Annotated in this window: 22 protein-coding genes; 11 read left to right on the top strand and 11 right to left on the bottom strand. The window is 65.4% G+C overall.

All coding sequences use genetic code 11. The features are described from left to right. The first annotated feature begins 138 nt into the window (after window positions 1-138). Entirely contained in the window at window positions 139-447 is a 309-nt protein-coding gene (locus ASC89_RS23255) for a hypothetical protein (RefSeq protein WP_056002424.1), read from the top strand. A 42-nt stretch (window positions 448-489) separates the two neighbouring features. Here ASC89_RS23255 and ASC89_RS23250 read toward each other — a convergent pair whose 3' ends face one another. Then, on the bottom strand, window positions 490-735 hold the full coding sequence (locus ASC89_RS23250; protein ID WP_055887451.1) for a hypothetical protein: 246 nt from the start codon (window positions 733-735) through the stop codon (window positions 490-492). Window positions 736-1203: 468 nt separating this feature from the next. On the opposite strand from ASC89_RS23250, the gene ASC89_RS23245 reads away from it, so the two are divergent. Genes ASC89_RS23245 through ASC89_RS23235 form a run of 3 tightly spaced genes read left to right on the top strand, consistent with a single transcriptional unit; the run spans window position 1204 to window position 3679 of the window. Then, window positions 1204-1659, top strand: coding sequence for a PepSY domain-containing protein (locus tag ASC89_RS23245; protein WP_056002421.1), 456 nt, complete (start codon window positions 1204-1206; stop codon window positions 1657-1659). Next, window positions 1659-2324: a response regulator transcription factor gene (locus ASC89_RS23240; protein WP_055887444.1), complete on the top strand. Its 666-nt coding sequence runs from the start codon at window positions 1659-1661 to the stop codon at window positions 2322-2324. The genes ASC89_RS23245 and ASC89_RS23240 overlap by 1 nt, the downstream gene beginning before the upstream one ends. After that, entirely contained in the window at window positions 2321-3679 is a 1359-nt protein-coding gene (locus ASC89_RS23235; RefSeq protein WP_056002418.1) for a HAMP domain-containing sensor histidine kinase, read from the top strand. Before ASC89_RS23240 ends, ASC89_RS23235 begins: the two co-directional genes overlap by 4 nt. Before the next feature lie 49 nt (window positions 3680-3728). On the opposite strand, the gene ASC89_RS23230 is transcribed toward ASC89_RS23235, so the two are convergent. From ASC89_RS23230 to ASC89_RS23210, 5 genes are all read right to left on the bottom strand, one after another. After that, window positions 3729-4148 (bottom strand): DUF1236 domain-containing protein, encoded by a 420-nt coding sequence (locus tag ASC89_RS23230; RefSeq protein ID WP_055887437.1) that lies wholly within the window; start codon window positions 4146-4148, stop codon window positions 3729-3731. A 128-nt stretch (window positions 4149-4276) separates the two neighbouring features. Continuing rightward, entirely contained in the window at window positions 4277-4555 is a 279-nt protein-coding gene (locus ASC89_RS23225; RefSeq protein WP_055887434.1) for a DUF4242 domain-containing protein, read from the bottom strand. Window positions 4556-4567: 12 nt separating this feature from the next. After that, window positions 4568-5059 (bottom strand): hypothetical protein, encoded by a 492-nt coding sequence (locus ASC89_RS23220; protein ID WP_407065084.1) that lies wholly within the window; start codon window positions 5057-5059, stop codon window positions 4568-4570. A 154-nt stretch (window positions 5060-5213) separates the two neighbouring features. Beyond that, complete coding sequence (locus tag ASC89_RS23215) at window positions 5214-5510, bottom strand: nickel-binding protein (protein ID WP_055887428.1); 297 nt, start codon at window positions 5508-5510, stop codon at window positions 5214-5216. A 106-nt stretch (window positions 5511-5616) separates the two neighbouring features. Beyond that, a complete protein-coding gene (locus ASC89_RS23210) occupies window positions 5617-7380 on the bottom strand; it encodes a winged helix-turn-helix domain-containing protein (RefSeq protein WP_056002415.1) in 1764 nt (587 codons plus the stop codon). A 247-nt stretch (window positions 7381-7627) separates the two neighbouring features. On the opposite strand from ASC89_RS23210, the gene ASC89_RS23205 reads away from it, so the two are divergent. Continuing rightward, window positions 7628-8974 carry a sensor histidine kinase gene (locus ASC89_RS23205; protein ID WP_056002412.1) on the top strand — a complete coding sequence of 449 codons (1347 nt, stop codon included), beginning with the start codon at window positions 7628-7630 and terminating at the stop codon, window positions 8972-8974. On the opposite strand, the gene ASC89_RS23200 is transcribed toward ASC89_RS23205, so the two are convergent. Then, a complete protein-coding gene (locus ASC89_RS23200; protein ID WP_055887421.1) occupies window positions 8971-9681 on the bottom strand; it encodes a response regulator transcription factor in 711 nt (236 codons plus the stop codon). The genes ASC89_RS23205 and ASC89_RS23200 overlap by 4 nt on opposite strands. After that, a complete protein-coding gene (locus ASC89_RS23195) occupies window positions 9674-10738 on the bottom strand; it encodes a hypothetical protein (RefSeq protein ID WP_200940478.1) in 1065 nt (354 codons plus the stop codon). Before ASC89_RS23195 ends, ASC89_RS23200 begins: the two co-directional genes overlap by 8 nt. A gap of 426 nt (window positions 10739-11164) precedes the next feature. Here ASC89_RS23195 and ASC89_RS23190 point away from each other — a divergent pair, with 426 nt between their 5' ends. The 4 genes from ASC89_RS23190 (at window position 11165) to ASC89_RS23175 (ending at window position 17621) form a co-directional block, all read left to right on the top strand. Further along, the gene (locus tag ASC89_RS23190; RefSeq protein WP_056002407.1) at window positions 11165-12079 is read left to right on the top strand and encodes a VCBS domain-containing protein; all 915 of its coding nucleotides are present in this window, start codon (window positions 11165-11167) and stop codon (window positions 12077-12079) included. Then, window positions 12030-14483: a VCBS domain-containing protein gene (locus ASC89_RS23185; RefSeq protein WP_056002405.1), complete on the top strand. Its 2454-nt coding sequence runs from the start codon at window positions 12030-12032 to the stop codon at window positions 14481-14483. The genes ASC89_RS23190 and ASC89_RS23185 overlap by 50 nt, the downstream gene beginning before the upstream one ends. A gap of 106 nt (window positions 14484-14589) precedes the next feature. After that, window positions 14590-16290 (top strand): type I secretion system permease/ATPase, encoded by a 1701-nt coding sequence (locus ASC89_RS23180; RefSeq protein WP_056002402.1) that lies wholly within the window; start codon window positions 14590-14592, stop codon window positions 16288-16290. Beyond that, complete coding sequence (locus ASC89_RS23175) at window positions 16287-17621, top strand: HlyD family type I secretion periplasmic adaptor subunit (RefSeq protein WP_056002399.1); 1335 nt, start codon at window positions 16287-16289, stop codon at window positions 17619-17621. Before ASC89_RS23180 ends, ASC89_RS23175 begins: the two co-directional genes overlap by 4 nt. Window positions 17622-17660: 39 nt before the next feature. Here the strand turns inward: ASC89_RS23175 and dgoD are convergent, their stop codons facing one another. The 3 genes from dgoD to ASC89_RS23160 all read right to left on the bottom strand — a co-directional run bounded on the left by dgoD (window position 17661) and on the right by ASC89_RS23160 (window position 20964). Continuing rightward, entirely contained in the window at window positions 17661-18836 is a 1176-nt protein-coding gene (dgoD, locus tag ASC89_RS23170) for a galactonate dehydratase (protein WP_056002396.1), read from the bottom strand. A gap of 222 nt (window positions 18837-19058) precedes the next feature. Next, window positions 19059-20207, bottom strand: coding sequence for a mandelate racemase/muconate lactonizing enzyme family protein (locus ASC89_RS23165; protein WP_055887400.1), 1149 nt, complete (start codon window positions 20205-20207; stop codon window positions 19059-19061). Window positions 20208-20262: 55 nt separating this feature from the next. Further along, window positions 20263-20964, bottom strand: a complete 702-nt coding sequence (locus tag ASC89_RS23160) for a GntR family transcriptional regulator (protein WP_055887397.1) — start codon at window positions 20962-20964, stop codon at window positions 20263-20265. A gap of 201 nt (window positions 20965-21165) precedes the next feature. On the opposite strand from ASC89_RS23160, the gene ASC89_RS23155 reads away from it, so the two are divergent. Together ASC89_RS23155 and ASC89_RS23150 are read left to right on the top strand one after the other, a co-directional pair. Continuing rightward, window positions 21166-22647: a sugar ABC transporter substrate-binding protein gene (locus ASC89_RS23155; RefSeq protein WP_056002393.1), complete on the top strand. Its 1482-nt coding sequence runs from the start codon at window positions 21166-21168 to the stop codon at window positions 22645-22647. Window positions 22648-22758: 111 nt separating this feature from the next. Next, window positions 22759-23445, top strand: a complete 687-nt coding sequence (locus ASC89_RS23150; RefSeq protein WP_056002390.1) for a Type 1 glutamine amidotransferase-like domain-containing protein — start codon at window positions 22759-22761, stop codon at window positions 23443-23445. The last annotated feature ends 378 nt before the right edge of the window (window positions 23446-23823 follow it).

The raw sequence follows: 23823 nt of genomic DNA, 5'->3' as shown, positions 1-23823 counted from the left end.
CTTTTCACGGTGCCGCGTCACAGCCGCATCAGCTAAACACCGCCGGTAAGAGGATTGTTCCCACGCTGCGCAGTTCTACGGAACCATGCCGGCAGCGCGAGGTTGAGGGAATGGAGATGGACGCAAAGGAGAAGAACAATGAGAACCCTACCCATCCTTGCCGCCATCATGGCCTTGAGCATCGGACCAGCGGTGGCCCAGGACAACAACGCGAACCCTGGCGCTCCTGGCCAGGATCGTGTTTGCCTGGTCACCACAGGCACGCCCAACAGCTTCAACGATGTCGATGTGACCGGCACCAAGTGGCTGCCGCGCAAGGCCGCCGAGGCGCAGGCCAAGAAGGATCCCAGCAGGGAGCGGGTGTTCGACTACACCAGCGATCCGCTGGTGACTGGCGGTCGATACGCGTCGGCGGAAGAGCTGTGCAACACGCACTTTGACAAGTGACGATCAGTCCCGGGCCCGGTGCCCGGGACTTCTCCCCTCAAATCAGGCGGGTTGAAAGCGGACGGAGATATCGATCCGCGAGCGCCGCACCACTGTGCAGCTGAGTGTTTCCCCGGGCTGCAGCTCGAGGTCGAACGAGGAAGGCACGTTGGCTGCCCTGTTGACACGCAGCGTCGCGCCGGCGCGCGAGCCGTTATGCACCTCGCAGGCAAGGCGCGTTCCAAGTTTGTCGAGGATGATCTGGGCGCGGCGAACCTGTCGTTTCGCCGAAAACCAAGCTTCAGTCATTGGCAAGTCAGTCCCTCATAGTCGGGTCGGCTGATCGGGATGGCGGCACCGCATGGGTTGCGGCGGAGATGGACTTGCGGTGCCGCCACGCTTGGAGCGCCGTTCGGCGCTCGCGCCCGACCCTGGGGGCAGGGAGGGCAATCCAAGGCTAGCATTCGACGTCTGATGTGCCGCTGAGGCGCCGTCTCAGCGAAATTGCAGGTTCCAGCACGCCTCAAAGTACTGGCGTAGTAATGGCAACGGGAGCAGCCCGTTCTGGAGGGTTGCGGCTCGCTGGGGCGGGGTGGCGGCATCGTGGGCTAGCGGATGGGGGCGCGCGATGCCGCCGGGTTGGAAGGTGCCTTTCGGCACCGCCCCGGCGGTGTGTGCAACTGCCAGGACACCTCTCACCTAGCAGGCACATGCTGATGCGCGCCTGAGTTCGAATTTCAGGGAAATTACAGCTGAGCTTCGTTACAATTGCACATTATGCGCACCTTCACTCCCATCCTCGCCCTGCTGCTGGCCGCCGCTCTGGCTGCCCCGGTCCTTGCCGACCCCGGTAACGGCGATGGCAATGGTGGTGGCGGCAATGGCGGCGGCAACGCCGGCGGCCAGGGGAGCGAGAATTCCGGTAACCCCAATGCCGGCAGCGGCAACAACAGCGGCAATTCCAGTGGCAACGCCAGTGCGAATGCCGGCAACCAGCTCACCAGGGTTCCCAAGGACGAGAACGTCGCGCGCGAGGCGGTGAAGAAGCGCGAGGTGCTGTCGCTGGCGACCGTCACGGCGCTCGTCGGCGAGAGCACCAAGGGCCGGGTGCTCGATGTGGAACTGGTGCGGCTTGCGGGCGTATATCTCTACGAGGTCACCGTGCTCGAGCCCGATGGCCGCCTGCACAAGCTCTACTACAATGCGCAATCCGGAGCGCTGGTGGACCACTGATGCGCATTCTCATCGCCGAAGATGACCAACGCATCGCCCAGCCGCTGAGCATGGCGCTCACCAGTGCCGGCTTCGTGGTCGAAATCGAGACCGACGGCGAGGTCGCCTGGTATCGCGGCGATACCGAGGAATTCGAGACCGTGATCCTCGACCTGGGCCTGCCGACGCTCGACGGTCTCACCATCCTCAAGCGCTGGCGCAGTGCCGATCGGAACTCTCCTGTCCTGGTGCTGACCGCGCGCGGTCGCTGGGAGGAGAAAGTCGAAGCCATCGAGGCTGGCGCTGACGACTACGTGGTCAAGCCCTGCCGCGTCGAGGAAGTGCTGGCTCGGGTTCGCGCCATCATCCGCCGCTCCAACGGGCTGGCCTCCTCGCGCATCAACTTCGGCGACTACGTGTTCGACGCGAGGCAGATGCAGGTGAGCAAGGATGGCGTGCCGATCGAGCTGACGCCACTCGAGTTCCGGCTGCTGTCGCAACTGCTGCACAGCCGTGGCCGCGTGCTGTCGCAGATCGAGCTGACCGATCACCTCTACAGCCAGGACAGCGACCGCGATCCCAACTCGATCGAGCAGTTGGTCGGCCGGCTGCGGCGGCGCCTGGGACCAGGAATCATCGAGACGCGACGTGGATACGGCTACGTGCTGCCCGGTGACGAGGGGTGAAGCTGCACTCGCTGCGGCTCCGGCTGCTGGCAGGCGCCGGCCTGTGGATCCTCGTGGCGCTGCTGCTCGCCGGCGTCGCTATCGTCTCGATCTTCGCGGCCACGGTCGAGCGCGACCAGCGTGAGGATCTGCTCGCCAGCCTCGACCGCGTGCTGAGCGGCATCGACTCGGAGGTCTCCCTCGCTGACCTGAGCCCCCGCCTCAGCGATCCCCGTTACACCGCCCCGGCGGGAGGTCTTTACTGGCAGGTCGTCGACCTCGATAGCGGCGAGCTGGGCCAGTCGCGGTCACTCTGGGACACCGAGGTCCGGGCGCCGGAGCCGGCAACTGCCGGGGAGCCGACCTTTGCCCACGTACCGGGGCCGCAGGGCCAGATGCTGAGCATCGCGACACAGGATGTGCTGATCGACGCCGCCACGGGGCCACGGCGTCTGCGGGTCAGCGTCGCCGAGGACCTGAGTCTCAGGGGGCACGATCTCCGGCGCTTCGCCACCGACATTGCGACGGCGCTCCTCGCGGTCGGGGCGGCGCTGGTGTTCGCCGCCTGGCTGCAGGTCTATCTCGGGCTGCGCCCGCTGCAGGCCCTGCAGCGCGCCGTCGAGGACGTGGTGCAGGGACGGACCAGGCGGCTGGACGGACCCTATCCGGAGGAGGTCGGCCCGGTGGTGCACGAGGTGAATGCGCTGCTGACCAGCCACGAGCGTGCCATCCAGTTCGCCCGTACCCGCGCCGACGATCTGGCGCATGGGCTGAAGACCCCGCTGGCCGTGCTGACGGCGACCGCCGGGCGCCTCCGAGCCGAGGGCGACACCGGCAATGCCGAGGTGCTGGAGCTGCTCAGCGAGGAGATGGCGGAGCGGATCGACTACCAGTTGCGGCTGGCGCAACTGCGGATGCGCAGCGCCGAGCACGTGCTCACTGCCTCGCTCGACCAGGTGCTGCTGCGCAGTGTCACGGTGATGCGCAAGGCTGGTCGGGGGCCCGAGCTGTTCTGGAAGCTCGATGCCCACCCGGCCAGCGTCGACATGGACCCCCATGATCTGATGGAACTGGTGGGGGTGCTGCTCGAGAACGCCGCCAAATGGGCGCGCACCGAAGTCGAGGTGGTCTGCCGGCCGGGCGGCGAGCTGGCCGAGTTCATCATCCGCGACGATGGCCCGGGGCTGTCGGACGAAGATATCGGCAAGCTCGGCAAACGCGGTGGGCGTCTCGATGAGGAGCGATCGGGCACCGGCTTCGGCATCTCGATCGCGCGCGAAATCCTTGAACTCAACGGCGGTACCCTGAGTATCGGCCGTTCCAAAGCCGGCGGGCTCGAGGCCACGGTGCGCATCCCGCCCGCGCCGGCAACCTAGCCCCGGAGGTCCGGCGCGGGACTTGGCCCGCGCCGTGCCGGTTTCTCGGTCAGTTCGCCGCGACGACGATGCCCGGCGAGTAGACGACCGTTCGCCCTTCCAGCTCAACGAAGTAGAGGCGGTCGTTGGTGTAGAAGTAGGCGTGGTCGGGGTCGCCATCGATCACGTGCAGCTCGATGGTGTCTGGCACCACATAGCCGACGTCGATATCGCCTTCGATGATGATCGGTTCGGTCGGGTTGAGGCGCGCATACTCGATGGAGGTATCGGCGACCGCACTCGCGCCGATCACCGCGCCGGTAAAGCCGCCGATGACTGCGCCGATCGGGCCGAAGATCAGGCCGCCGGCAATGGCGCCGCTGACGCCGCCTGCCGTACCGCCGACCGCGGCGCCGGCATCGCTCTGCGCGAGCACCGTACCGCTACCAAGGGTGAACACTGCCAGGGTGGCCAGGATCAGTTTCTTCATTTTTGCAATCCTTCTTCTTGTCTCCGCCGCCAAAGGGGGAAGTCCCCGTGGCTCGATCGGTTCCAAGAGAAGTTCACCGGCGTAACCCGGGCGAAGCGCCATGCGAGGCACTCCGCCCGGTCGCTGCGTCAGGCCGCTTCAGCGGTGCCCGGATCGACCACCACCCGGATCTGGGTGATCTTGTTGGCCGGAAAACCGCTGAGTTCGGCGTGGCGCCGGATGTCTTCCGGATCTTCGGCGAGATAGACGCAATAGGTCATGTCGTCGGCGAAGTAGGAATGCACCCACTGTACCCGCGGCGCGAGTTTGGCCAGGGCCTCGTTCGAGACTTTGGCCGCCTCGCGGTGCTCCTCGGCCGAGAGCTTGCCGACACCGGGGATCATGCGTTCAATCACATAGCGTTTCATTCTCAGTTCTCCTCAGTTGGTGGCTGCGACGGTCGCGTCGCAGGAGACATTGGGGTTCATGTCGGCGAAGGTGCCGGTGGGGTTGGCGCGCCAGGCCCAGACATGCAGCTCGTAGAAGGGCGGCAGGCCATAGCGGTTGGGCGCGTTGGTGAAGCTGAACAGGTGCCCGTCGAGATTGGCCGGGCCCTTGGTGGTGATGTATTCGACCGCCACCAGCTGCATGCTGCCATCGGCCTGCGGCTCGTACATCACCGCTTCGGGCTTACCGATATCGACGACGTCGTCCTCGATCAGTGCGCCGTTGACGTAGTGGATGCCCATGGCGCCACCCTCGACACCCGAGACACAGGGGATCGGGGCATAGCCTTCGGCGGTTGCGACGCTCACATCGGCGAAGCGGGCGTTGATCTCGCGCACCTTGTTGGCGAGCGGGTTGTCGGGCGAAACGCCGGCGGCATGGTCGTGCGCCAGGGACGGCTGGGCGATGACTGCCGCCGCAAGCATGCACGTTGCGAGCAAGGCTCGCCTGCTGGCGTCGTGCGCCAGACGGGGGAGAGTGAAGTTCATTTGTCTTGGGTCCTGAACAGATTGTGGTGATGCCCCCCTGCCTCGGCGACGCATGGCGCCCCGCCGGTAGGGTCTTTTGAAACGTCCAGCCTCAGGATTGTTGCCGCCCCGGATCGGGGCGAACCACCAGGGTCTCGGCCACCGGGTAGAACTCTTCTCCCGGTATGCCGGCACGCCTCGCATGTTCGCGGATGGCTTCGCCATCGGTCGCCTCGTACACGCAGAATGTGCCGAGGCGGCCATCCGGCTCGTGCACCGCGTAGCTGCGGATCCAGCTGACGCGACCCTGCATCTCATCGTTGGCGATGCGGTCGCAGACCTGGCTGACCTGCTCGATATCGGGCATGGCAACCCAGGCGCTGGGGCGACGGACGACATAGAGTTGCATTTCAATCCTCATGCGCTGCAGCCGCCCGGGCGGGAGGCTGCGGAACGGGGATTGCAATAGGCGGACCGGGGCTGACTGTCCTTACCGCGACCTGATCAGACGCTGATCATTTGCCGATGCTCGCTTCGCGGCGCAGCGATAGGGCGGCTTCGACCAGGCGCGGCGAGCCGATGCGGCGGGCCGTCATCTCGGCCGCGCCGAGCTCGGCTTCGGCTCCCGGCCGGTCGCCTGCAACGAGGTAGCCCTCCGCCAGCTCGAGCCGCACGCGGGCGGCGTGATAATCGACCTTGGCGCTGGTCCAGAGCTGGCGGGCGAGGATGCGCAGTTGCGTCGCCCTGAGGTCGCCCGTCGGCAGCAGGGCAGCCCGCGTCTCGGCGAGCATGGCGCGGATAGCGGGTTGCGGCCAGCGCTCCTCGCTGTCCGTGAGCTCCGCCAGGTAACCCTCGGCGCGCGCCGCGTCGCCGGACTTGGCGGCGATGCGCGCCGCATTGACCAGCAGCACGCCACGGCGCTGCAGGTGGAACCAGCCGCGCCCCTGCATCGTCCGGTCGAGCGCCGTCAGCGCCGCCGCGGCGTCGCCCTGCTCGAACAGCCGCACCGCGTGGCCCGGCTCGGCATCCCAGCCCAGCGCATAGGCCATGGCATAGTCCGTGTCGGCGGTGGCGAAATCGCCCAGCATGGCGGCAACGTCGCCGCGCACGCGATATCCATCGCCCAGCGACCAGGATTCCTCCTCGATCAGTTTGGGCAAGGCCCGGCTGATCGAGTCGAACGCTTCGATCAGCGTGCCGCGGGCGCCCAGGATCTCCGCACGGTGCAGGTTGCACGAGCCGGGGCGCTCGGCAAAGCTGGCATCGCACCAGCTATCAAAGCCATCGCTCCATTGCAGTGCGCGCTCCCAATCGGCAAAGGTCCGGCACGTCCACAGGATGTTGCAATAGACCAGGCTCCCAGTGATCGGGTCGACATGGCTGGAGAGCGCGATGGCGGCGGCATGGTTCTGCAACCTGCTGCCTTCCTCGACCTGGCCCAGCGACATTTGGAAAAAGCCCTTATAGACCAGCGTCAGCGCCTCGAGGCCCGGGTCGCCCGCGCTGGCCCCGAGCTCGGCTGCCCTGCAGGCGAGCTGCAAGGCGTCTTCCGGCCGGCCGCCGGAGGCCGCAAGGCGCGATTGCATCCACAATAGGTGCGCCCGCACGCCGGCATTGTCCGAGTCAGCGAGGATGGTGTCGGCCCGTTTGAGCCAGCCTTGCGCTGCGGCGCTCGAGCCGCGTTCGAGTTCCACCCGGGCAACCGTCGTTGCAGTCCGCGCTGCCCTGTCGTTCCGTCCGGCCGCCAGGTGCGCCTCGATCGCCCGCTGCAGCGCCGGCAATGCGGCGACGGCATGGCCGCGGCATTCGTCGGCGAGCGCCCAGAGCTCGAGGTCTTCGGCATCGAGCGGGTCGGTCGTTGCGGCCTCGGCAAACAGGCGGGTGGCCGTGACCCAATCGTATCTGCTCACGGCTGCGCGGGCCGCCGCCAACCGTCCTCCCGCCGCGGCGGATGACTTCGGCGCCGCCACCGCAAACTCTGGCGCGTCGAGCGCAAAACGATAGCCATGGCGGGCAAAATTGCGCAGCGCCTCGCCGACCCCACCTTCCGCTAAAACGCGCCGCGCCAGGCTCGCGGCGCGCTGCAGTGATGACTCGGTTACGGTGACATTGGGCCACAGCGCGTCCAGAAGCTCGTCCTTGGGCACCACGCGCCCGGCATTCCGAACCAGATAGGCGAGCAGATCGAAAACCCGCGGCTGGATGTGCTGCGCCTGGCCGCGCAACATCAGCGCACGGGCTTCCTCGTCGAGGACGAAGGGACCAAAGGTCAGCTGCATAGACGTCTACCCCGGCGTGGCACAGCGGCCGCCCTCGCCGCGTAGACCAGGCCGCCGCTTCTTCCACCTCGCGACTGAACGTATGATGAATTTTCGACTGAACGTATGATGAATTTTGAGGTGCCGGTGGCAGGCAACTAGACGACTTTTGTGGCGGGGCGTATTTCGTGTAACGTTTGCCCGTGCAGCCCAACCGAGCTTCGACTTGATGCACTACCCTCGCGTCGCCCGGCGCATCAGAACCGTGGTGGCCCGAGTCTGGCGCCGGGTCTCGCTGTCGCAGCGCTTTTTCCTCGTGGCTCTGACCGTCGTGCTTGCGGCGATGCTGGCGCTGGGCAACTGGACCAACGCCTATATCAGCCAGAGCATCACCCGAGGGGTGGCCGAGACGGCCGCGGCGAGTTTCGAGGCGTTGATGGCTCAAAGTCTCGACGGCGCGCTGTCAGCAGCTGACAGCCAGTCCGCGTTCCAAGCCGTGTTCAAGGTGGCCAACAGTGCCGACAGCACGCGGCTGCTGCAGATCCGTGTGCGGGACGCAGACGGTCGGGTGGCGTTCGAATCCCTCGGTGGGCTGGAGGACGAGGCATCGGCAGTCGGTCTGTCCGAGGCCGCGGGCGGCATGGTGACTGCGCATGTGGTCGATCTGCCACTGCGCTCGGTCGGGGATCTGCCCAGGTCGACCTTGCCGATCCTCAAGATCTACACGCCGCTGCGGCGTGACGGTGATCGGGTGGCCGCCATCGCCGAGCTCTATTTCAGTGCCAGGACGGTTCGTGAACTGCAGGCGCAGGCGCGCTCCGACGTGTGGATCATCGTGGCGGTCATCGGCATGGTGTCGGTTGGCGCCCTGGCCCTGCTGGTGGATGTGACGGGCCGCATCATCACCGGACAGCGCCAGCGGCTGGCTGCCAACCTCATCGCCACGCGGGCGCTGCTCAAGGAAAACGTCGCGCTGCAGCTCGCCTCGGAGAAACTGCGTGTCGACTCCGGCCTCGCCAATGAGCATGTGCTGGCCCAGGTGGGGTCCGACATTCATGACGGTCCGGTGCAACTGCTGACCCTGCTGATCCTGAAGCTGACCGGGTCGCGGGGTAGCGCAGCGAGCGATCAGGCTGCCGCAGAGGCCAAGCTGGCGAGCGAGGCCCTCGAAGATCTGCGCGGCATTTCCGCCGGGCTCGTGCTGCCAGAGCTGGCGAAGCTCAGCATCTCCGAGACCATCGCCTTGGCGATAAGCCGTCACGAGAACCTGACCGGCACGCTGGTCCGGCACGAGCTGAATCTCGCCAACGACGTCGAGGTGCCGATCACCGTCAGGATCTGCGCCTATCGGGTGGTGCAGGAGGCTTTGAACAATGCCTACCGGCACGGCGGCGGCGAGGACCAGAGGGTTCGGGCCAGCGTCGACGCCGGCTGGCTTCGCCTCGAGGTCACCAACAGCACGACCATTCGCCGACCCGGCACCTCGTCGGCCAACCAGGTGGGCCTCAGGGCGATGCGCTTTCGCGTCGAGTCGCAGGGCGGCAGCCTGTCGGTCGACATCGATGCCGACCAGGCCAGGGTTGGCGCCCACATTCCAGTTGGCAGAGTGGTCTAGTCGTTCTCGTCCGGGGCTAAGCCGTCGATGTTGTATGGCGAGCCCAGGCGCTTTGCTGCCAGCACAACCTCGAGGCGGCTTTTCACCTTCAGCTTGGTCATCAGGTTGGTCATGTAGTGCTTGACGGTTTTCTCCGTCAAGCCCAGCGCCCGCGCGATTTCCTTGTTGGTCTTGGCCTCGAACAGCCCTTGCAGCAACTGTTGCTCCCTGGCGCTCAGCTTCGCGGCCGGACGCTCGCGTTCGCGCCGCGCGCGGTTACGGAAGCCACCGATCAGCATCGGAGAGAAGTCGGGCGAAACGAACAGGCCGCCACTCTTTACCGTTTCGATAGCCGCAAACAGGTCCTCGGACGGGCGACCCTTCAAAACGAAAGCGTGTGCCCCGGCATCGAGGGCACGCAGCGCCATGTCGACATCGGCATAGGCGGTGAAAATAACCACTCTGGTGGCGGGACAGCGTTCGGCGATCGAACGGATGGCCGAGAACACGTCGCCCGGCATGCTCAGGTCGAGCGTCATGATGTCGGGACGGCCCGATGCGGCCAACTCCACGGCCCCATCGGCCGAGGAGGCCGTGCCCGCGATGGTGTAGCGAGGATCGTCGGCGAACAGCGAAGCGATGCCGGCCAGCAGGGTCGGATGATCATCCACGAAGGCGATGCTGGTTGGCTGGCTGTCCGGCGCTGAGCGATCGGCAGCGTCACTCACTGGGTGTGTTGCCATTTCCGCCACCATTGCCGTTGCCATTGCCATTACCACCGGCATTGCTGTTGCCGTTGCCCCCGGCGTTGCTGTTGCCGCCTGCGTTGCCGTTACCGCCGGCATTGCCATTTCCATTGCCCCCGGCGCTACCATTACCACCGGCATTGTCGTTCCCCCCGGAACTGCCGTTTCCATTGCCGCCGGCATTGCCATTGCCACCGGAACTGCCGTTGCCGTTCCCGCCGGCATTGCTGTTGCCATTGCCGCCGGAATTACCGTTGCCATTGCCGCCGGAATTACCGTTGCCATTGCCGCCGGAATTACCGTTGCCATTGCCGCCGGAACTGCCGTTACCGTTCCCGCCGGCATTGCCGTTGCCATTGCCACCGGCACTACCGTTGCCGTTGCCGCCGGCGCTGCTGTTGACGTTCTCGTTTCCGCCGCTGTTCCGGCCGTTGCCGGCTTCCAGCAGCGCCGCCCCTGCCGTGGCCTCGGCAAGCGTGACGCCGGCGGGTACAGTCTGCTCTTGTCCCGTCAGCAGGTCGACCACCGTCGCCTTGCCCAGGTCCACGATCACCTCGCCGGTGTCGCCGGCAACGATCAGACGGCTATGTCCCATCCCCACAACCACTGTCATCTTCGGCGTCTTCAGCATGAGGCGCTGATTTGACGGGATGCGGGCGTCGACGCTTACCGTTCCGGCATATTGGGTGATGAGGGTAAGGTTGTGGGTGGCCTGGTCGACCTGCAGCGCGGTGTTGGGCCCGAGCTTGAGCGTGATCTCGCCCCGCACCAGCTCGGCCTCGGCCCCCTGCAGCGTTCGAACCGGAATCCCGTCGAGCACCTGCGAGCGTGCCGGCAGCTCGGCCCATTGATCGCCATTCATCGACAGCACTGTGCCGCTGACCGCTACGGCAACCCACTTTGCCCCGGCAGCGATGGCAGGCCAGCTCAGCAACAGGCCGAGCGCGGCGATCACACAGGAAAGATGAGCAAGGCGTCGGCGTCCGGATGGGCCGGATGAATATGGCTGCCGATGGTCCTTAGTCAGCAGTTCGGTCACCTTGTGGTCTCGTAGTCGCGACGATGAGCAGACAATGCTCTGCGCGGAGGGTCGAAATATTTGTCTTGTTGGTCTGCCGCAAAATAGCGTCACCGACCAAGAGAACACCAGCATTAACCTTAGCGTGGAATCGGGGGGTAACCGATGGCGACCTTGGTCCCTAGCGCTCCGTCCGTGTATTGGCTCGTGGTCCGTCTCCCGCTTCTCGGGCCTAATAGTGGATTTTGCGGCGAGTAGGGTCTGCTTACCTCACCCGTATCCCGAGCATTCAATGGCGACCTCGGTCCATATTCCAGGTATTAAGAAGGTCCATCTACAGTCGTTCGAAGTAGAAATTGCTAATTATGTCTTAATTCCCGTTGCGGCCGGGACCTGGGGCAGACTTAGAGCATGCCGCGCTCCGACGCGGCCAATGGGGGATATCGAATGGCCGCGATCACCAAGGGCATTGTCACGTCGTTCGGAAACACGCCTCAGGCGGTAGACGACGTCTTCAACGCAAGCGCGCTTGGTATCGGCTCGAGTGGATCATACGCTCCTATCCTCATCGACGTCATGGCCAACGACAAGGCGGGCGGCGCCAAGACGCTCTACTCGCTTGATAATGCGGACAGCCTAGGCGGTATTCGCCCGACAGACCTTCTGACGCAGGATCTTGCGCGTACTGAAGCTGCCAGCACCGACACCAGCCTCAACGGCGCCCGCATCTGGATTACCGCCGATGGCCAAGTGGGCTATGACGCGAGCACACTGAGTTCGGCCGCGTTGGCGCAGATTCAGGGGCTCGGGGCGGGGCAGTATTTCACCGATACCTTCACCTATGCCATCCGCATGGCCAACGGCACGTTGAGCTGGGCAACTGCCCAGATCAAGATTGCCGGCACCAACGATGCCGCGACGATCTCGGGCACCTCCACCGGCAGCGCGGTTGAAGATACCGAAGGGCAGTTGCACGCCGAGGGGACGCTGTCCGTCACCGACCTCGACGCCGGCCAGAACGTCTTCCAGGCCCCGCCGCCGGCAAGCCTCAACGGCACCTACGGCACCTTCACCTTCAATGCGCTGACCGGGCAGTGGACCTACGACCTCGATCACGCCAAGGCCGATCACCTGTATGGCGGCGAGGTGGTGCATGACACTCTGGTGGTCACATCCTTCGACGGAACGGCAAGTCGGACGATCGATGTTACTGTTACCGGCACCAACGACGCGGCGGATCTGTCGGCTGACGTTGAGGAGCTGACGGAAGGCGACACGGCGGCGGCGATCAGCACCTCGGGGCAGCTGACGATTGACGATCAAGATCACCGGCACCAACGACGCGGCGGATCTGTCGGCTGACGTTGAGGAGCTGACGGAAGGCGACACGGCGGCGGCGATCAGCACCTCGGGGCAGCTGACGATCAGCGACGTCGACAGCGCCGAAACCTTCGTTGCGCAGACCGACGCGGCCGGGACCTACGGCACCTTCTCGATCGGTGCGGACGGCGCCTGGACCTACACGGCGGACACCGCCCACAACGAGTTCGTTGACGGCGAGGTCTACACCGACACGTTCCCGGTGGAGAGCGCCGACGGCACGCCGACCTCGGTGACGATCAAGATCACCGGCACCAACGACGCGTTCGTTGACGGCGAGGTCTACACCGACACGTTCCCGGTGGAGAGCGCCGACGGCACGCCGACCTCGGTGACGATCAAGATCACCGGCACCAACGACGCCCCCACCCTTGACCTCGATGCCAGCGCCGCAGGTACCGGTTATGCCGCGACCTCGGCCGCCGGTGCGGCGACGGCGATTGTCGATAGCGATGTAACCATTGCCGATGTCGACAACACTGAGCTGACCTCGGCCACGATAACCGTCACCAACCACAAGACCGGTGACCTGTTGTCGATCGCGGGGAGTCTGCCTGCCGGGATCTCGGCATCGAGCTACAACTCGAGCACCGGTGTCCTCACCCTAACCGGGATTGGCACACTGGCTCAGTACCAGGCCGTACTGCAGCAGCTCCGCTTCAGCAATGGCGAGAGCCACCCTGACATCACCGACCGCGACATCACGGTTACCGTCAGCGATGGCATCGCCTCGAGCAATATCGCCCATTCGGTCATTTCCGTAACGGCGCCGAACGAGGCTCCCGACGCGAAGCCTGACAGTTTCACAACGACGGAGAATGGCATCAGTGGCGGCACCTCTTCCGTGCCGCTCGCCGTCGGCAACGTGCTGACCAATGCTCCGGCGGACAGCGATCCTGAGGGGGATGGGCTAAGCGTCACTAGCGTGACCGGCGTAGCCGTGAACGAGACCGACCTCCAGCTCTCCACCCCGGTCATCACCTCCGAAGCGGCAGGCGCCGGTGAGGCGGCGCGGTTCATGATCACCACGACGACCGGTGTCGCGCATCTCGCAGTGATGACCACCGGAGCGGTCAACCTCTGGACCACTGCGGGCGATGCCTTCCAGGGGCTCGGCACGGGCGAATCTGCCACTCTGAGCTTTACCTACGGCGTTTCGGACGGGCACGGCGGCACCGACACCGCGACCGCCCAGATCACCATCAATGGCTCCAACGACACTCCAACGGCCTCGAATGTCGTCAAGGCGGTTGCCGATACATCCGCGACCAATGCCGGCACCGTCGTCGCCAGCGGTAATCTCGTCACGGCGTCCGCAGCGGCGGATCCCGATGGCGATACGCCTTTGACCATCTCCAACATCCAGGGACCGAGCGATGGCTCTGCCATCACCGTGACCGCCGGCGGCGTCGTGGCGCACGGTACCTACGGCGATCTCACAGTGTCGAGCAACGGCACCTACTCCTATACCGCCAAGCCTGCCCTCGACGCCCTGCAGACCGGCAACAACCCGACGGAAGCTTTCAGCTTCGTCGTCTCCGACGGTCACGGCGGCACCACCACTCAGACGCTGACCTTCAACATTTCCGGAGCAAACGACACGCCGACGGGCCTCAACTTCGTCATGTCGACGCTCGCTGCGAGTGCCGACAACGGCAACAATGGGCTCAACGACGGTACCGTCATCGGCACGTTCCAGCCGACCGGCGACCCCGATAGCTCAACGTTCACCTTCGGCTTCATCGATCCCGTTCCAGCCGGCTTCACCATCAACGCCACGACCGGCGTGCTCTCAACCAATGGCACGGTACAGGTGAACGACACGACGCCCTACTCGGTCACGGTGACGGCGTCCGACGGCACCAACACCTTCACCACACCACTGAAGATCTGGGTCGTCGGCGCGGGCAATGACGTGGTGACCGCCGCCGGAACCGACATCGACATCATGTTCGGCTCCAACGGCGACGACGTCCTCAATGGTACCGCCGGCAGCGACGCTCTGATCGGCGGCGCGAACAATGACAGCCTGACAGGCGGTCTTGGTGCCGACCAACTGCACGGTGGCGCCCATAACGATAGCTTCATTTACACCGCCACCAGCGAGAGCGGCGTGGGGGCCGGCAACCGCGACACGATCTTCGACTTCGCCAGCGGCGACACGATCGACCTGTCGGCAATCGATGCCAACACCAACACGGCCGGCAATGGCACCTTCCTTTTCGTTGCGGCCGCGACAGCCACGATCACGGCCAACAGCGTGACCTGGCACCAGGCTGGCGGCAACACGTACATCCACGGTGACAATAGTGGTGACGGCGTCGCCGATTTCGAGATCGAGCTCCTCGGAACGAGGACGATGGTCAGCGGCGATTTCGGTTTGTGAGTTGCGCGGGCGGGGGCCATGGATTGGCTCCTGCCCGCCATATGTAGCGTGAGCATAGGCCGAACGGGCATGCGGCGCCCGCCTCGGCGGAACGACAGAGACCTTGATGAAGACCAGTGAAACACGCCGCGTCCTCGACCAACTGAACGGCTATTTCGTAGCCGCCGGGCTGTTCAGCCTGGCCGTCAACATACTCTACCTCGCCTCGCCGCTTTACATGCTGCAGGTCTATGATCGCGTCATGACCAGCGGCAGCGTCGCCACCCTGATCATGCTCACCCTTGCGTTGCTGGTTGCCCTTGGCGCGCTGGCCGGGCTTGACGCGGTGCGGGCCCTGGTCCTGACGCGCGCCTCGGTGCGTCTCGATCGGCTGCTCGCCACCCGGGTCATCGAGGCGTCGGTGCGCCAGCCGGAAAACAAGGGCCGGCCATTGCGGGATCTCGACGCTTTTCGTCAGGCCCTCACCGGATCCGGTATCCACGCAGCATTCGACCTGCCCTGGGCGCCGATCTACGTGCTGATCATCTTCCTGTTGCACCCGGCCCTGGGCTTTTTCGCGCTCGGCGCCTGTGCCGTGCTGATCCTGCTGGCGCTGGCCAACGAGTGGCTGACGCGCGAGCCGCTGCGTGAAGCCAACGAAGCTGCCGCGCGCAACTATGGTTTCACCGAGGCCAGCCTCCGCAATGCCGAAGTCCTCGACTCGATGGGGATGATGAAGGGGCTGCTTGGCCGCTGGTCGGACGATCGCCTGCGTCTGCTTGACCGCCAGTCGGTCGCCAGCGACCGCGCCGCCGCCATGTCGAGTCTCATTCGCTTCGTCCGCCTCGCGATGCAGTCCCTGATGCTGGGGCTCGGAGCCTATCTGGCGCTCGAGCGGATGACCTCCATCGGTACACTGTTTGCGGCGACGTTGCTGCTCGGTCGGGCGCTGCAGCCGGTTGAACAGCTGGTGGGCGCCTGGCGCGGTCTTGTGGCCGCCAAAGCCAGCTATGTCAGGGTGCGCGACATGCTTGATGCGGTGCCGCAACGCGCCGCTGCCATGTCCTTGCCCCGTCCCACCGGCGCGCTGGCGGTCGAGGCGCTGACCTTCGTGCCGCCCAATACGCCGCGGGTCGCCTTGCGCAACGTCAGTTTCCAGCTCGATCCCGGCGACGCGATGGGGCTGATCGGGCCATCGGGGGCCGGCAAATCCACGCTGGTGCGTCACATTGTAGGCGTGCTTCGCCCCACCGGCGGCGCCGTGCGGCTCGATGGCGCCGATGTGCTGACCTGGCCGCGCGAGCAGCTTGGCCAGCATGTCGGCTACCTGCCACAGGATATCGAGCTGTTCTCCGACACCGTTGCGGCCAATATCGGCCGGTTGCGCACCGATGCCGAAGCCGATGCCGAGATCGTCAAGGCGGCGCAGCTCGCTGGTGTGCACGAGATGATCCTCCGCCTGCCCGAAGGCTACAATACGCAGATCGGGGAGGGCGGCGCGGCGCTTTCGGGCGGCTACCGGCAGCGGATCGCCCTGGCGCGCGCCGTGTTCGGCATGCCGAGCCTCGTCGTGCTGGATGAGCCGAGCTCCAACCTCGACTCCGATGGCGATGCGGCGCTGGCCGAGTGCATGGCACGCCTGCGCGAACTGGGCTCCACGGTGATCATCGTTTCGCACCGACCCTCGACACTCGGCGCGGTCAACAAGATCCTCTACCTGCGCGACGGCGTCATCGAACTCTTCGGCAAGCGTGACGAGGTGATCGCCGTGCTCAATGACCGAGCCAAGACCGCCGTCATGCCGCGTGGCTCGCAGGTGCCGGCATGAGCGCGTCGCTGACCATCGCCGGAAGTGGACGCCCGCCGGCTCCGGCCGTCTCGGAGTCCGCCGCCGGGCCGATCATTGCCGGCGTGCTGATCCTCGCGCTGTTCTTCGGCGTTCTCGGTGGCTGGGCCGCCCTGGCTCCACTCAACGCCGCGGTCGTCGCCGACGGAATTGTCACCGTCGAGGGCAGCCGCAAGCCCGTGCAGCACCTCGAGGGCGGCATTGTCGGATCCATCGGTATTTCCGACGGCGCCTTCGTTCATGCAGGCGCCACGCTGATGACGCTCGACGACACCACCGCGCGCGCCCAGTACGACATCTACTTCCAGCAACTGGCGCTGGCCCGGGCCATGGAGGCGCGGCTCACTGCCGAGCTGAACGGCAGCAGCGAGATCACGTTTCCGGATGAACTGCTCGCCAGCGACGCGCCCTACGTGCTGCAGACGATCGCCAGCCAGCGCGACGAGTTCAGCGCCCGCAACGACTCGCTGCTCGGCGCGCGGGATATCCTGCTGCGCCGTGTCGACCAGTTGCGGGAACAGGCCAAGGGCAGCACGTCGACCCGGCTGTCCTATGAGGAGCAGCTTGCCTCCCTGGCCGCCGAACGCGGGCGCCTCGACAAGCTGCTGAAAGCTGGGCTGGCCACCCGCGGCCGGGTCAGCGATCTCGAGCGCAGCATGGCCGACGTGCAGGGCCGGCTGGGCGCGGTCGCTGCCGAAGACTCCAGCAACGACCAGAAAATCGCGGAAATCGAGCAGCAGATCAATCAGCTGGGGCGCGACCGGCAGAGCGAAGTGGCCGAAGCGCTGGCGACGACGCAATCCAAGATCCTCGAAATCGTCCCCAGGCTGCAGGATGCGCAGTCCCGCCTGGAGCGATCCATCATCCGGGCGCCGGCGGACGGTCGGATCGTCGGTCTCGCTGTCCATGCCGCCGGCGCCGTGGTCCAACCGGGTCAGGTTCTGCTCGAGATCGTGCCGGAGAAGGCAACGCTGGTCGTCGAAGCGCGGATCCGCGTCGAGGATATCAGCGAGCTGCGGGCGGGGATGCCCGCCGAACTGCGCTTCTCGTCGTTCAAGCAGCACGTATCGCCGCTGATCCGCGGCGCCGTGCTGCAGGTCTCTGCCGATCGCATCACCGACGAGCGGACCCTGGCGGTCTTCTACAAGGCGATGATCGAGGTCGACCCCAAGGACCTGGCCGATCACCCCGAGATTGCGCTCCATGCCGGCATGGGCGCCACCGTGCTGGTCACCACCGAGCAGCGAACCGCCCTCGATTATCTCCTGAGCCCACTGGTCGCCAACTTCGACCGGGCGTTCAAGCAGCGCTGAACACCCCTCGGCCTGCCAGGACGTTTTGCCCGGGATGACCTACCAGTTGGCGATCCGGCCATCGGCGAGCACCGACTCCGTCGCCGGGATCACCTCCTGCGCGAACGGGTAGCGGGCGGCGGCCTTTTCGTCGATCTCGATGCCGAGGCCCGGGGCCTCGGGAATTGGCCAGGCGCCATTCACCAGGTTGAGCGGGTAGCTCGAGCAGATCTCCTCGAACCAGGGGACGATCCCGACCGCCTCTTCCTGGATGACGAAGTTGGTGGTGGCGGCGTCGAACTGCAGCGCTACGGCGCCGGCCACCGGGCCCATCGGGTTGTGCGGGCAGACCCCCATATGCGCCGCCTCGGCGATGGCCGCGATCTTGCGGCCGCCGGTAAAGCCCATGCAGTGGGCGAGGTCGGGCTGGATATAGGCAACGGCGCGGGTCTGGGCCACCTCGAGGAATTCGCGCGGCGTGAACAGCCGCTCGCCGGTGGCCAATGGGCAATCGACCCGGCGAGCGATGTCGGCCATCCCGGCCGTGTCACCGGGCTGGATCACTTCCTCGCAGAACAGCGGTTTGATCGGCTCGATCGCCTTGATGTAGGCGATGGCGGCATCGAGCGAATCCGGGCGGCCGTGGAAATCGGTCATGATCTCGACGCCGTCGCCGACCCGCTCGCGCACCGCCGCAGCCAGCTTTTCGACGTGCCGCACGGCGGGCAGGGGAGCGTCGTACCCGGTATAGGGGACGAAGCCGAGCTTGATGGCGTTGTAGCCCATCTCGACCGTTTCCTGCACCGCATCGCAGAAGCGCGAGATATCGGTATTGGGGACACGCGATGAGCTGTCGCCGCGCCTCAAATGGGTGTAGACGCGCACGCTGTCGCGCACCCGGCCGCCCAGCAACTGCCACACCGGCACACCCAGCGCCTTGCCCTTGATGTCCCACAGCGCCTGCTCGATGCCGGAAACGGCGGTGAGGCCGATCGAGCCGAGCGGCCAGAAGCTGAAGCGGGTCATGGTATTGACCAGGTGCTCGATCCGCAGCGGATCCTCTCCGATCAGGAATGGCAGGAGGTCATCGATGGTGCCCTTCACTGCCCGGGTCTTCCATTCGAGCGTCGCCTCGCCCCAGCCCCACAGGCCCGGCTGGTCGGTCAGCACCTTCACGAAGATCCAATTGCGGTGCACGGCGTTGACGACGACGGTTTCGATGCCGGTGATTTTCATGGGTGTTTCCTCCGGGGGATCTGGAACGGCGCTTGTCCCTGGAGCGCCAGAAATTTCTCGGATGACTGGACCACCCGCCGTGTCATCCCAGCGAAAGCTGGGATCCAACTCTCCATAGGCGCAGGCTGTGAGACGGGTCCCAGCTTTCGCTGGGATGACAGCCGGCGGGTGAGGTGAGGATCGAGCCCAACTGCTAGGCGGGTTCGATCTATGTGCCCCGACCTAAGCCGTCTTGATCTCGTTGGCTTCGAGGTAGTCGCGGTTCATCTCGATGCCGAGGCCGGGGACGCGCGGCAGTTTCAGCGCGCCGTTCGAATTGTCGAGCCTTGTGTGCATCAGCTCGTTGTAGCCGGAGAGGTCCCAGCGCGAGGTCTCGAGCCGGTAGAAATTGGGCACCGTCATCATCACATGGGCGCCGGCGAGCACATTGATCGGGCCGCCCGCATCATGCGGCGAGATCGGCACGTAATAGCCCTCGGCGAGGATGGCGATCTTCTTCATCTCGGTGATGCCGCCGGTCCAGGTGACATCGGGCATGATGTAGTCGGCGAGTTTCTGCTCGAGGATCGGCACGAAATCCCACTTGGTGTGGGCGCGCTCGCCCACCGAGATGGCGGCATTCACCTTCTCGCGCACCTGCTGCAGGGCGCCATAGCTCTCGGGTGGCACCGGCTCCTCGAACCAGTCGATCTGGCCCGCCTCCTCGAGCGTGCGGCAGAGGCGGATGGCGGTCGGCACATCGAAGCGGCCATGCGCGTCGATCAGGATCTCGACTTGCGGGCCGGCGGTCTGGCGGATCAGCGCCGTCAGGTCGGCTGCCTTCTTTTCGTCGGCGCGCGACAGCATGCCGTCGAGATAGCCGTCGCGGCGCTCGCGATCGCCCTGGTAGGGGAAGGGGTCGAACTTCAGCGCCGTGTGGCCGGATTTGACGATATCGGTGATCTCGGCCACCACCGCAGCGTCCGAGGTGAACTTACTTTGGTCAGGGTGGGTATAGAGCGAGATCTCGTCGCGCACCGAGCCGCCGAGCAGCTCATAGACCGGCAGCCCCAGCACCTTGCCGCGGATATCCCACAAGGCGATGTCGATGGCGCTGACGCATTCGCAAGCGGCGCCGCGGCTGCCCATATAGGTGAAGCTGCGGAACAGTTTGTGCCACAGCCGTTCGATCCGGCTCGGGTCTTCGCCCTCGATCTGGCCGCTCACCTGCTTGAGGATGGCAGCGAGCGCCCGGTTGGCGATCTTGGTGGTCGAGGTGATCTCGCCCCAGCCCGAAATGCCCTCGTCGGTCGTCACTTCGACGAACAGGTATTCGCCCCAATAGGAGCTCGTGGCCTTGACCAACCAAGGCCGCACGCCGGTGATTTTCATGATGAAATGGCTCCCTCAAACCAATTGTGCACGCCGCTCGCGCGCGAAAACTGCCTCAGCCGGCGCGCGCTGAGCTCGCGGCTCGCATCTGCTCGAGCACATGCCGGCCCGCCCCATCGACATGCAGCGCGATCAGCGTCGCGGCGTTCGCCGCATCGCCCGCCTTCACCAGCCGGATCAGTTCGCGGTGGTCGCGGATCACCTGGGCGCGGCGGGAGAGTGTGAAGCTGTAGCGATGTCCGATGGCGCGCAGCACTTCGCGGTGTCGCCACCACAGTTCAGCGGCGAGATGGTTGTAGTGACGCTCGTACATCACGGTGTGGAACCGCGTGTCGAGCTCGCTGTGGAGGATCGGATCGGCGAAGTTGTTGGCCTCGATCTGGCGCTGGATGTCCTCGAGTTCGGCGATATCGGCGGGGGTTGCCATGTCGACGAACCAGCGCACCATCGAAGGTTCGATCAGGACGCCGATCTCATAAACGTCGCGGACGAAATCCTGGTCGATCGGGCGCACTCGGGCGCTCTTGTTGTGGACGATCAGCACGAAGCCCTGCGAGCGTAACAGCTGCAGCGCCTCGCGCACCGCATTGGCCGGTGAGTTGTGCCGTTCCGACAGCTCCGCCACCACCAGCCGGGAGTTCGCTTCCAGCCGGCCCGAGATGATGTCGTCGCGGATCAACTCGTAAACCGCAGCCCCTTCTTCCGACACTCCGGTTGGGTCGATGCCCACGGGGGGCCGGGCCTTGTATGCGCTCATCTCTCAATCGATTCCGACGTTTGGTCTCAGGGGCAGCTTTGCCGGTTTCTCGTAGGATTTCCAGAGAGAGACGTAAGATTTTGCAAAATTCTGATTGCCTGTGTCGAAATCCGGGCGTTAATTCGCGTAACCGGCGGGTTGCCGGGCAGACATTCTCGACCGACGCGAGGGGCGCCGGCCGCGGGTGGAGGGAGGAAATTCATGTCAGAACACGGAATTGGCCGTGCGCTTCTGCGCGGCATGCTGTCGGCCGCGCTGGCGACCAGTCTCATGGCCTCGACGGCCCTGGGGGCAGGCATCGACATCAGCAAGTGGTCGCCCGAATATGTGCGCTCGATCGCTGGCACCGAGACGTTCGACACGGTCGGCCACTGCAACTCGGTCACCCCGACCGACTACACGGGCAAGCTGACCTTCTGGTACCAGGGCATGTTCGAGGCCGATCCGCAGATCATGCACGACAACTACCGCGATTTCTTCGCGGCGTTCCGTGCCACCTACCCGGGCATCGAGCTGACCGAGCAGGGCATCACCTATAACGAGCTGCTCGACAAGTTCCGCACGGCGCTGCTCGGCAATTCGGCGCCGATGGCGATCCGGCTGCAGATCCTCGGTGGTACCGAGTTCGCCTCCAAGGGCTATCTCGAAGAGCTCAAGCCCGAGGATGTCGGCTACCAGCCCGAGGACTTCTGGCCCGGCGCCATGAAAGCGGTGACCTGGGACGGCAAGATCTACGGCATTCCCACCAATAACGAGACGATGGCGTTCATCTGGAATGCCGACATCTTCAAGCGGGCGGGGCTCGATCCGGAAAATCCGCCGGCCACCTGGGACGACGTGGTCAGCTATTCCAAACAGATCCACGACAAGCTGGGCATCTCGGGCTACGGCCTCGTCGCCAAGCAGAACGCCGGCAATACGCCCTATCGCTACATGCCGCAGCTCTGGGGCTATGGCGGCGGTGTCTTCGACGAGGCCGATCCCAACCCGACCTATGGCGAGGTGCGGCTCGACAGTCCCGAGAGCATCCGCTCGCTGCAGGCCTCCTACGACATGTATGTGCGGGACAAATCGGTTCCGGTTTCGGCGCTGACCAACACCCAGGGCGAGAACCAGGCGCCGTTCATCTCGGGCCAGCTGGCGATGATGATCTCGCACCCCTCAGAATATGCCCGGATGGTCGAGCTCGCCGGCAAGGCAACCGGCTCGGACAAGGCGGTCGCCGACAGCGTGCTCGAGAACATGCGCTACGGCCTCATTCCGACCGGTCCGACCGGTAAGCGCGCCGTGGTGTTCGGCGGCTCCAACATCCACATCCTCAAGTCGGAATTCGTTGATGGCGGCAAGGTCGATGAGCCGGCGGCCAGGGCGCTGATCTGCATGTGGACCAGCCCCGAATGGTCATTGAAGCTCGCCTGGGCCGGTTCCAACCCGGGCAACGTCAACGGCTTCAAGACCGAGTGGATGAAACAGCGGCTCGACACCATCAAGTTCCTCGACGTCACTACCTCGATGCTGCCCAACGGCATCCCGTTCCCGGCGCTGCCGGAAGCCCCTGAAATCATGAACATCATCGTCCCCGACATGATGCAGAATGCGCTCACCGGCACGATGACGGTCGAGCAGGCGGCCAAGGACGCGGCGGAGAAGGTGCGGAAGATCCACGGTGGCGGCGGCCTCTAGACCGCCGGCGGCAGGGTCGGGCAGCTGCCTTGCCCCGCCGCGCAAGTTTGCCCACGCTCCGCGGTAACGCTGTTCGAGGCGTTGCCGCGGGGCGCTGGAGAGGAGCTCCCGATGAAGTTTCTTCTGACCTCCGGGGGCGTAAGCAACCCGAGCATCTCGGCCGCCCTGGTCGAGCTCCTCGGCAAGCCGATCGCCGAGTGCTCGGCCCTCATCATTCTGACCGCCATCTACCCCTTCCCAGGCGGTGCGGGCCATGCCTGGCGGGCAATCTGCGGCCTGTCCCCCAGCCCTCTGGCCGCGTTGGGGTGGAAGTCGCTGGGCGTACTGGAGCTCACCGCGCTGCCGACCATCCGACCCGAGAACTGGATGCCGATGGTCGAGGATGCCGACGCCCTGCTGGTCTGGGGCGGCAACGTGCTCTACCTCACATACTGGCTGCGCCAGTCGGGCCTGGCTGCGATGCTGCCGTCGCTCACCGATACTGTCTATGTCGGGGTCAGCGCCGGCAGTATTGCCGTGACCCCCTACAATTGCGACGCCGAGTTCGACCAGCAGTTCGTGCCCGACGGCTCCGACATGGGGCAGGGGGCCGACCGAGCGCTGGGCCTCGTCGATTTCACCCTCTATCCGCACCTCGATAACCCGGAGATGCCCGACACCACGCTGGCCAACATTGCAAACTGGGCCTCGGGGATCCCGGTCCGGACCTATGCCATGGACGACGACACCGCCATCAAGGTGGTCGACGGCGTGGCCACAGTGGTGTCCGAGGGGACGTGGCGGCTGCTCATGCCGTAGGATCGGGGAGGGCGGCCGGGTCGCCGTTGCTTCCGATGGTCCGTCATCGGGCGCTCAGGACGATGCAGGAATTCCAAGGTAACAAGCGGCGGCGCGATCCGTTTCGCTTGGTCGTCGGTAACTCGTTACCGCACAGAGATTCCACCACTAGCCATTCCCCGCGCCGCATTGCCGACAAAGTTCTGGTTCGCTCTTGCTGGCCGGGAGCCGTGGTTCGGCAAGCAACATGGACTTTGCGGGAGCGCCTGGCGCCGCTGGGTTTCTGACGCCCAGCTGGTGCGCGTGGCGGCGGAGGCACGCTTGACTGCGTTTGCTATTTGAACGGGGTGAGACCAGTCTCATCTGCGGCGCGTTTAGCAGCCGGGTGATCGTTGGTGG

Origin of the sequence: Devosia sp. Root413D1 (genome assembly GCF_001425235.1) — a bacterium.
Lineage (GTDB): Bacteria > Pseudomonadota > Alphaproteobacteria > Rhizobiales > Devosiaceae > Devosia_A.
The sequence above is the reverse complement of the archived record's forward strand: the minus strand, read 5'-3'. Positions and strand labels throughout refer to the sequence as shown.

What these genes read in the sequence shown, in the direction of transcription:
- ASC89_RS23180 (WP_056002402.1), top strand. Translation starts at nt 14,590, where the DNA reads ATGAAGACCAGTGAAACACGCCGCGTCCTCGACCAACTGAACGGCTAT.
- ASC89_RS23160 (WP_055887397.1), bottom strand. Translation starts at nt 20,964, where the DNA reads ATGAGCGCATACAAGGCCCGGCCCCCCGTGGGCATCGACCCAACCGGA.
- ASC89_RS23190 (WP_056002407.1), top strand. Translation starts at nt 11,165, where the DNA reads ATGGCCGCGATCACCAAGGGCATTGTCACGTCGTTCGGAAACACGCCT.
- ASC89_RS23155 (WP_056002393.1), top strand. Translation starts at nt 21,166, where the DNA reads ATGTCAGAACACGGAATTGGCCGTGCGCTTCTGCGCGGCATGCTGTCG.
- ASC89_RS23220 (WP_407065084.1), bottom strand. Translation starts at nt 5,059, where the DNA reads ATGCTTGCGGCGGCAGTCATCGCCCAGCCGTCCCTGGCGCACGACCAT.
- ASC89_RS23210 (WP_056002415.1), bottom strand. Translation starts at nt 7,380, where the DNA reads ATGCAGCTGACCTTTGGTCCCTTCGTCCTCGACGAGGAAGCCCGTGCG.
- ASC89_RS23215 (WP_055887428.1), bottom strand. Translation starts at nt 5,510, where the DNA reads ATGCAACTCTATGTCGTCCGTCGCCCCAGCGCCTGGGTTGCCATGCCC.
- ASC89_RS23165 (WP_055887400.1), bottom strand. Translation starts at nt 20,207, where the DNA reads ATGAAAATCACCGGCGTGCGGCCTTGGTTGGTCAAGGCCACGAGCTCC.
- ASC89_RS23175 (WP_056002399.1), top strand. Translation starts at nt 16,287, where the DNA reads ATGAGCGCGTCGCTGACCATCGCCGGAAGTGGACGCCCGCCGGCTCCG.
- ASC89_RS23240 (WP_055887444.1), top strand. Translation starts at nt 1,659, where the DNA reads ATGCGCATTCTCATCGCCGAAGATGACCAACGCATCGCCCAGCCGCTG.
- ASC89_RS23225 (WP_055887434.1), bottom strand. Translation starts at nt 4,555, where the DNA reads ATGAAACGCTATGTGATTGAACGCATGATCCCCGGTGTCGGCAAGCTC.
- ASC89_RS23250 (WP_055887451.1), bottom strand. Translation starts at nt 735, where the DNA reads ATGACTGAAGCTTGGTTTTCGGCGAAACGACAGGTTCGCCGCGCCCAG.
- ASC89_RS23245 (WP_056002421.1), top strand. Translation starts at nt 1,204, where the DNA reads ATGCGCACCTTCACTCCCATCCTCGCCCTGCTGCTGGCCGCCGCTCTG.
- ASC89_RS23255 (WP_056002424.1), top strand. Translation starts at nt 139, where the DNA reads ATGAGAACCCTACCCATCCTTGCCGCCATCATGGCCTTGAGCATCGGA.
- ASC89_RS23230 (WP_055887437.1), bottom strand. Translation starts at nt 4,148, where the DNA reads ATGAAGAAACTGATCCTGGCCACCCTGGCAGTGTTCACCCTTGGTAGC.
- ASC89_RS23150 (WP_056002390.1), top strand. Translation starts at nt 22,759, where the DNA reads ATGAAGTTTCTTCTGACCTCCGGGGGCGTAAGCAACCCGAGCATCTCG.
- dgoD (WP_056002396.1), bottom strand. Translation starts at nt 18,836, where the DNA reads ATGAAAATCACCGGCATCGAAACCGTCGTCGTCAACGCCGTGCACCGC.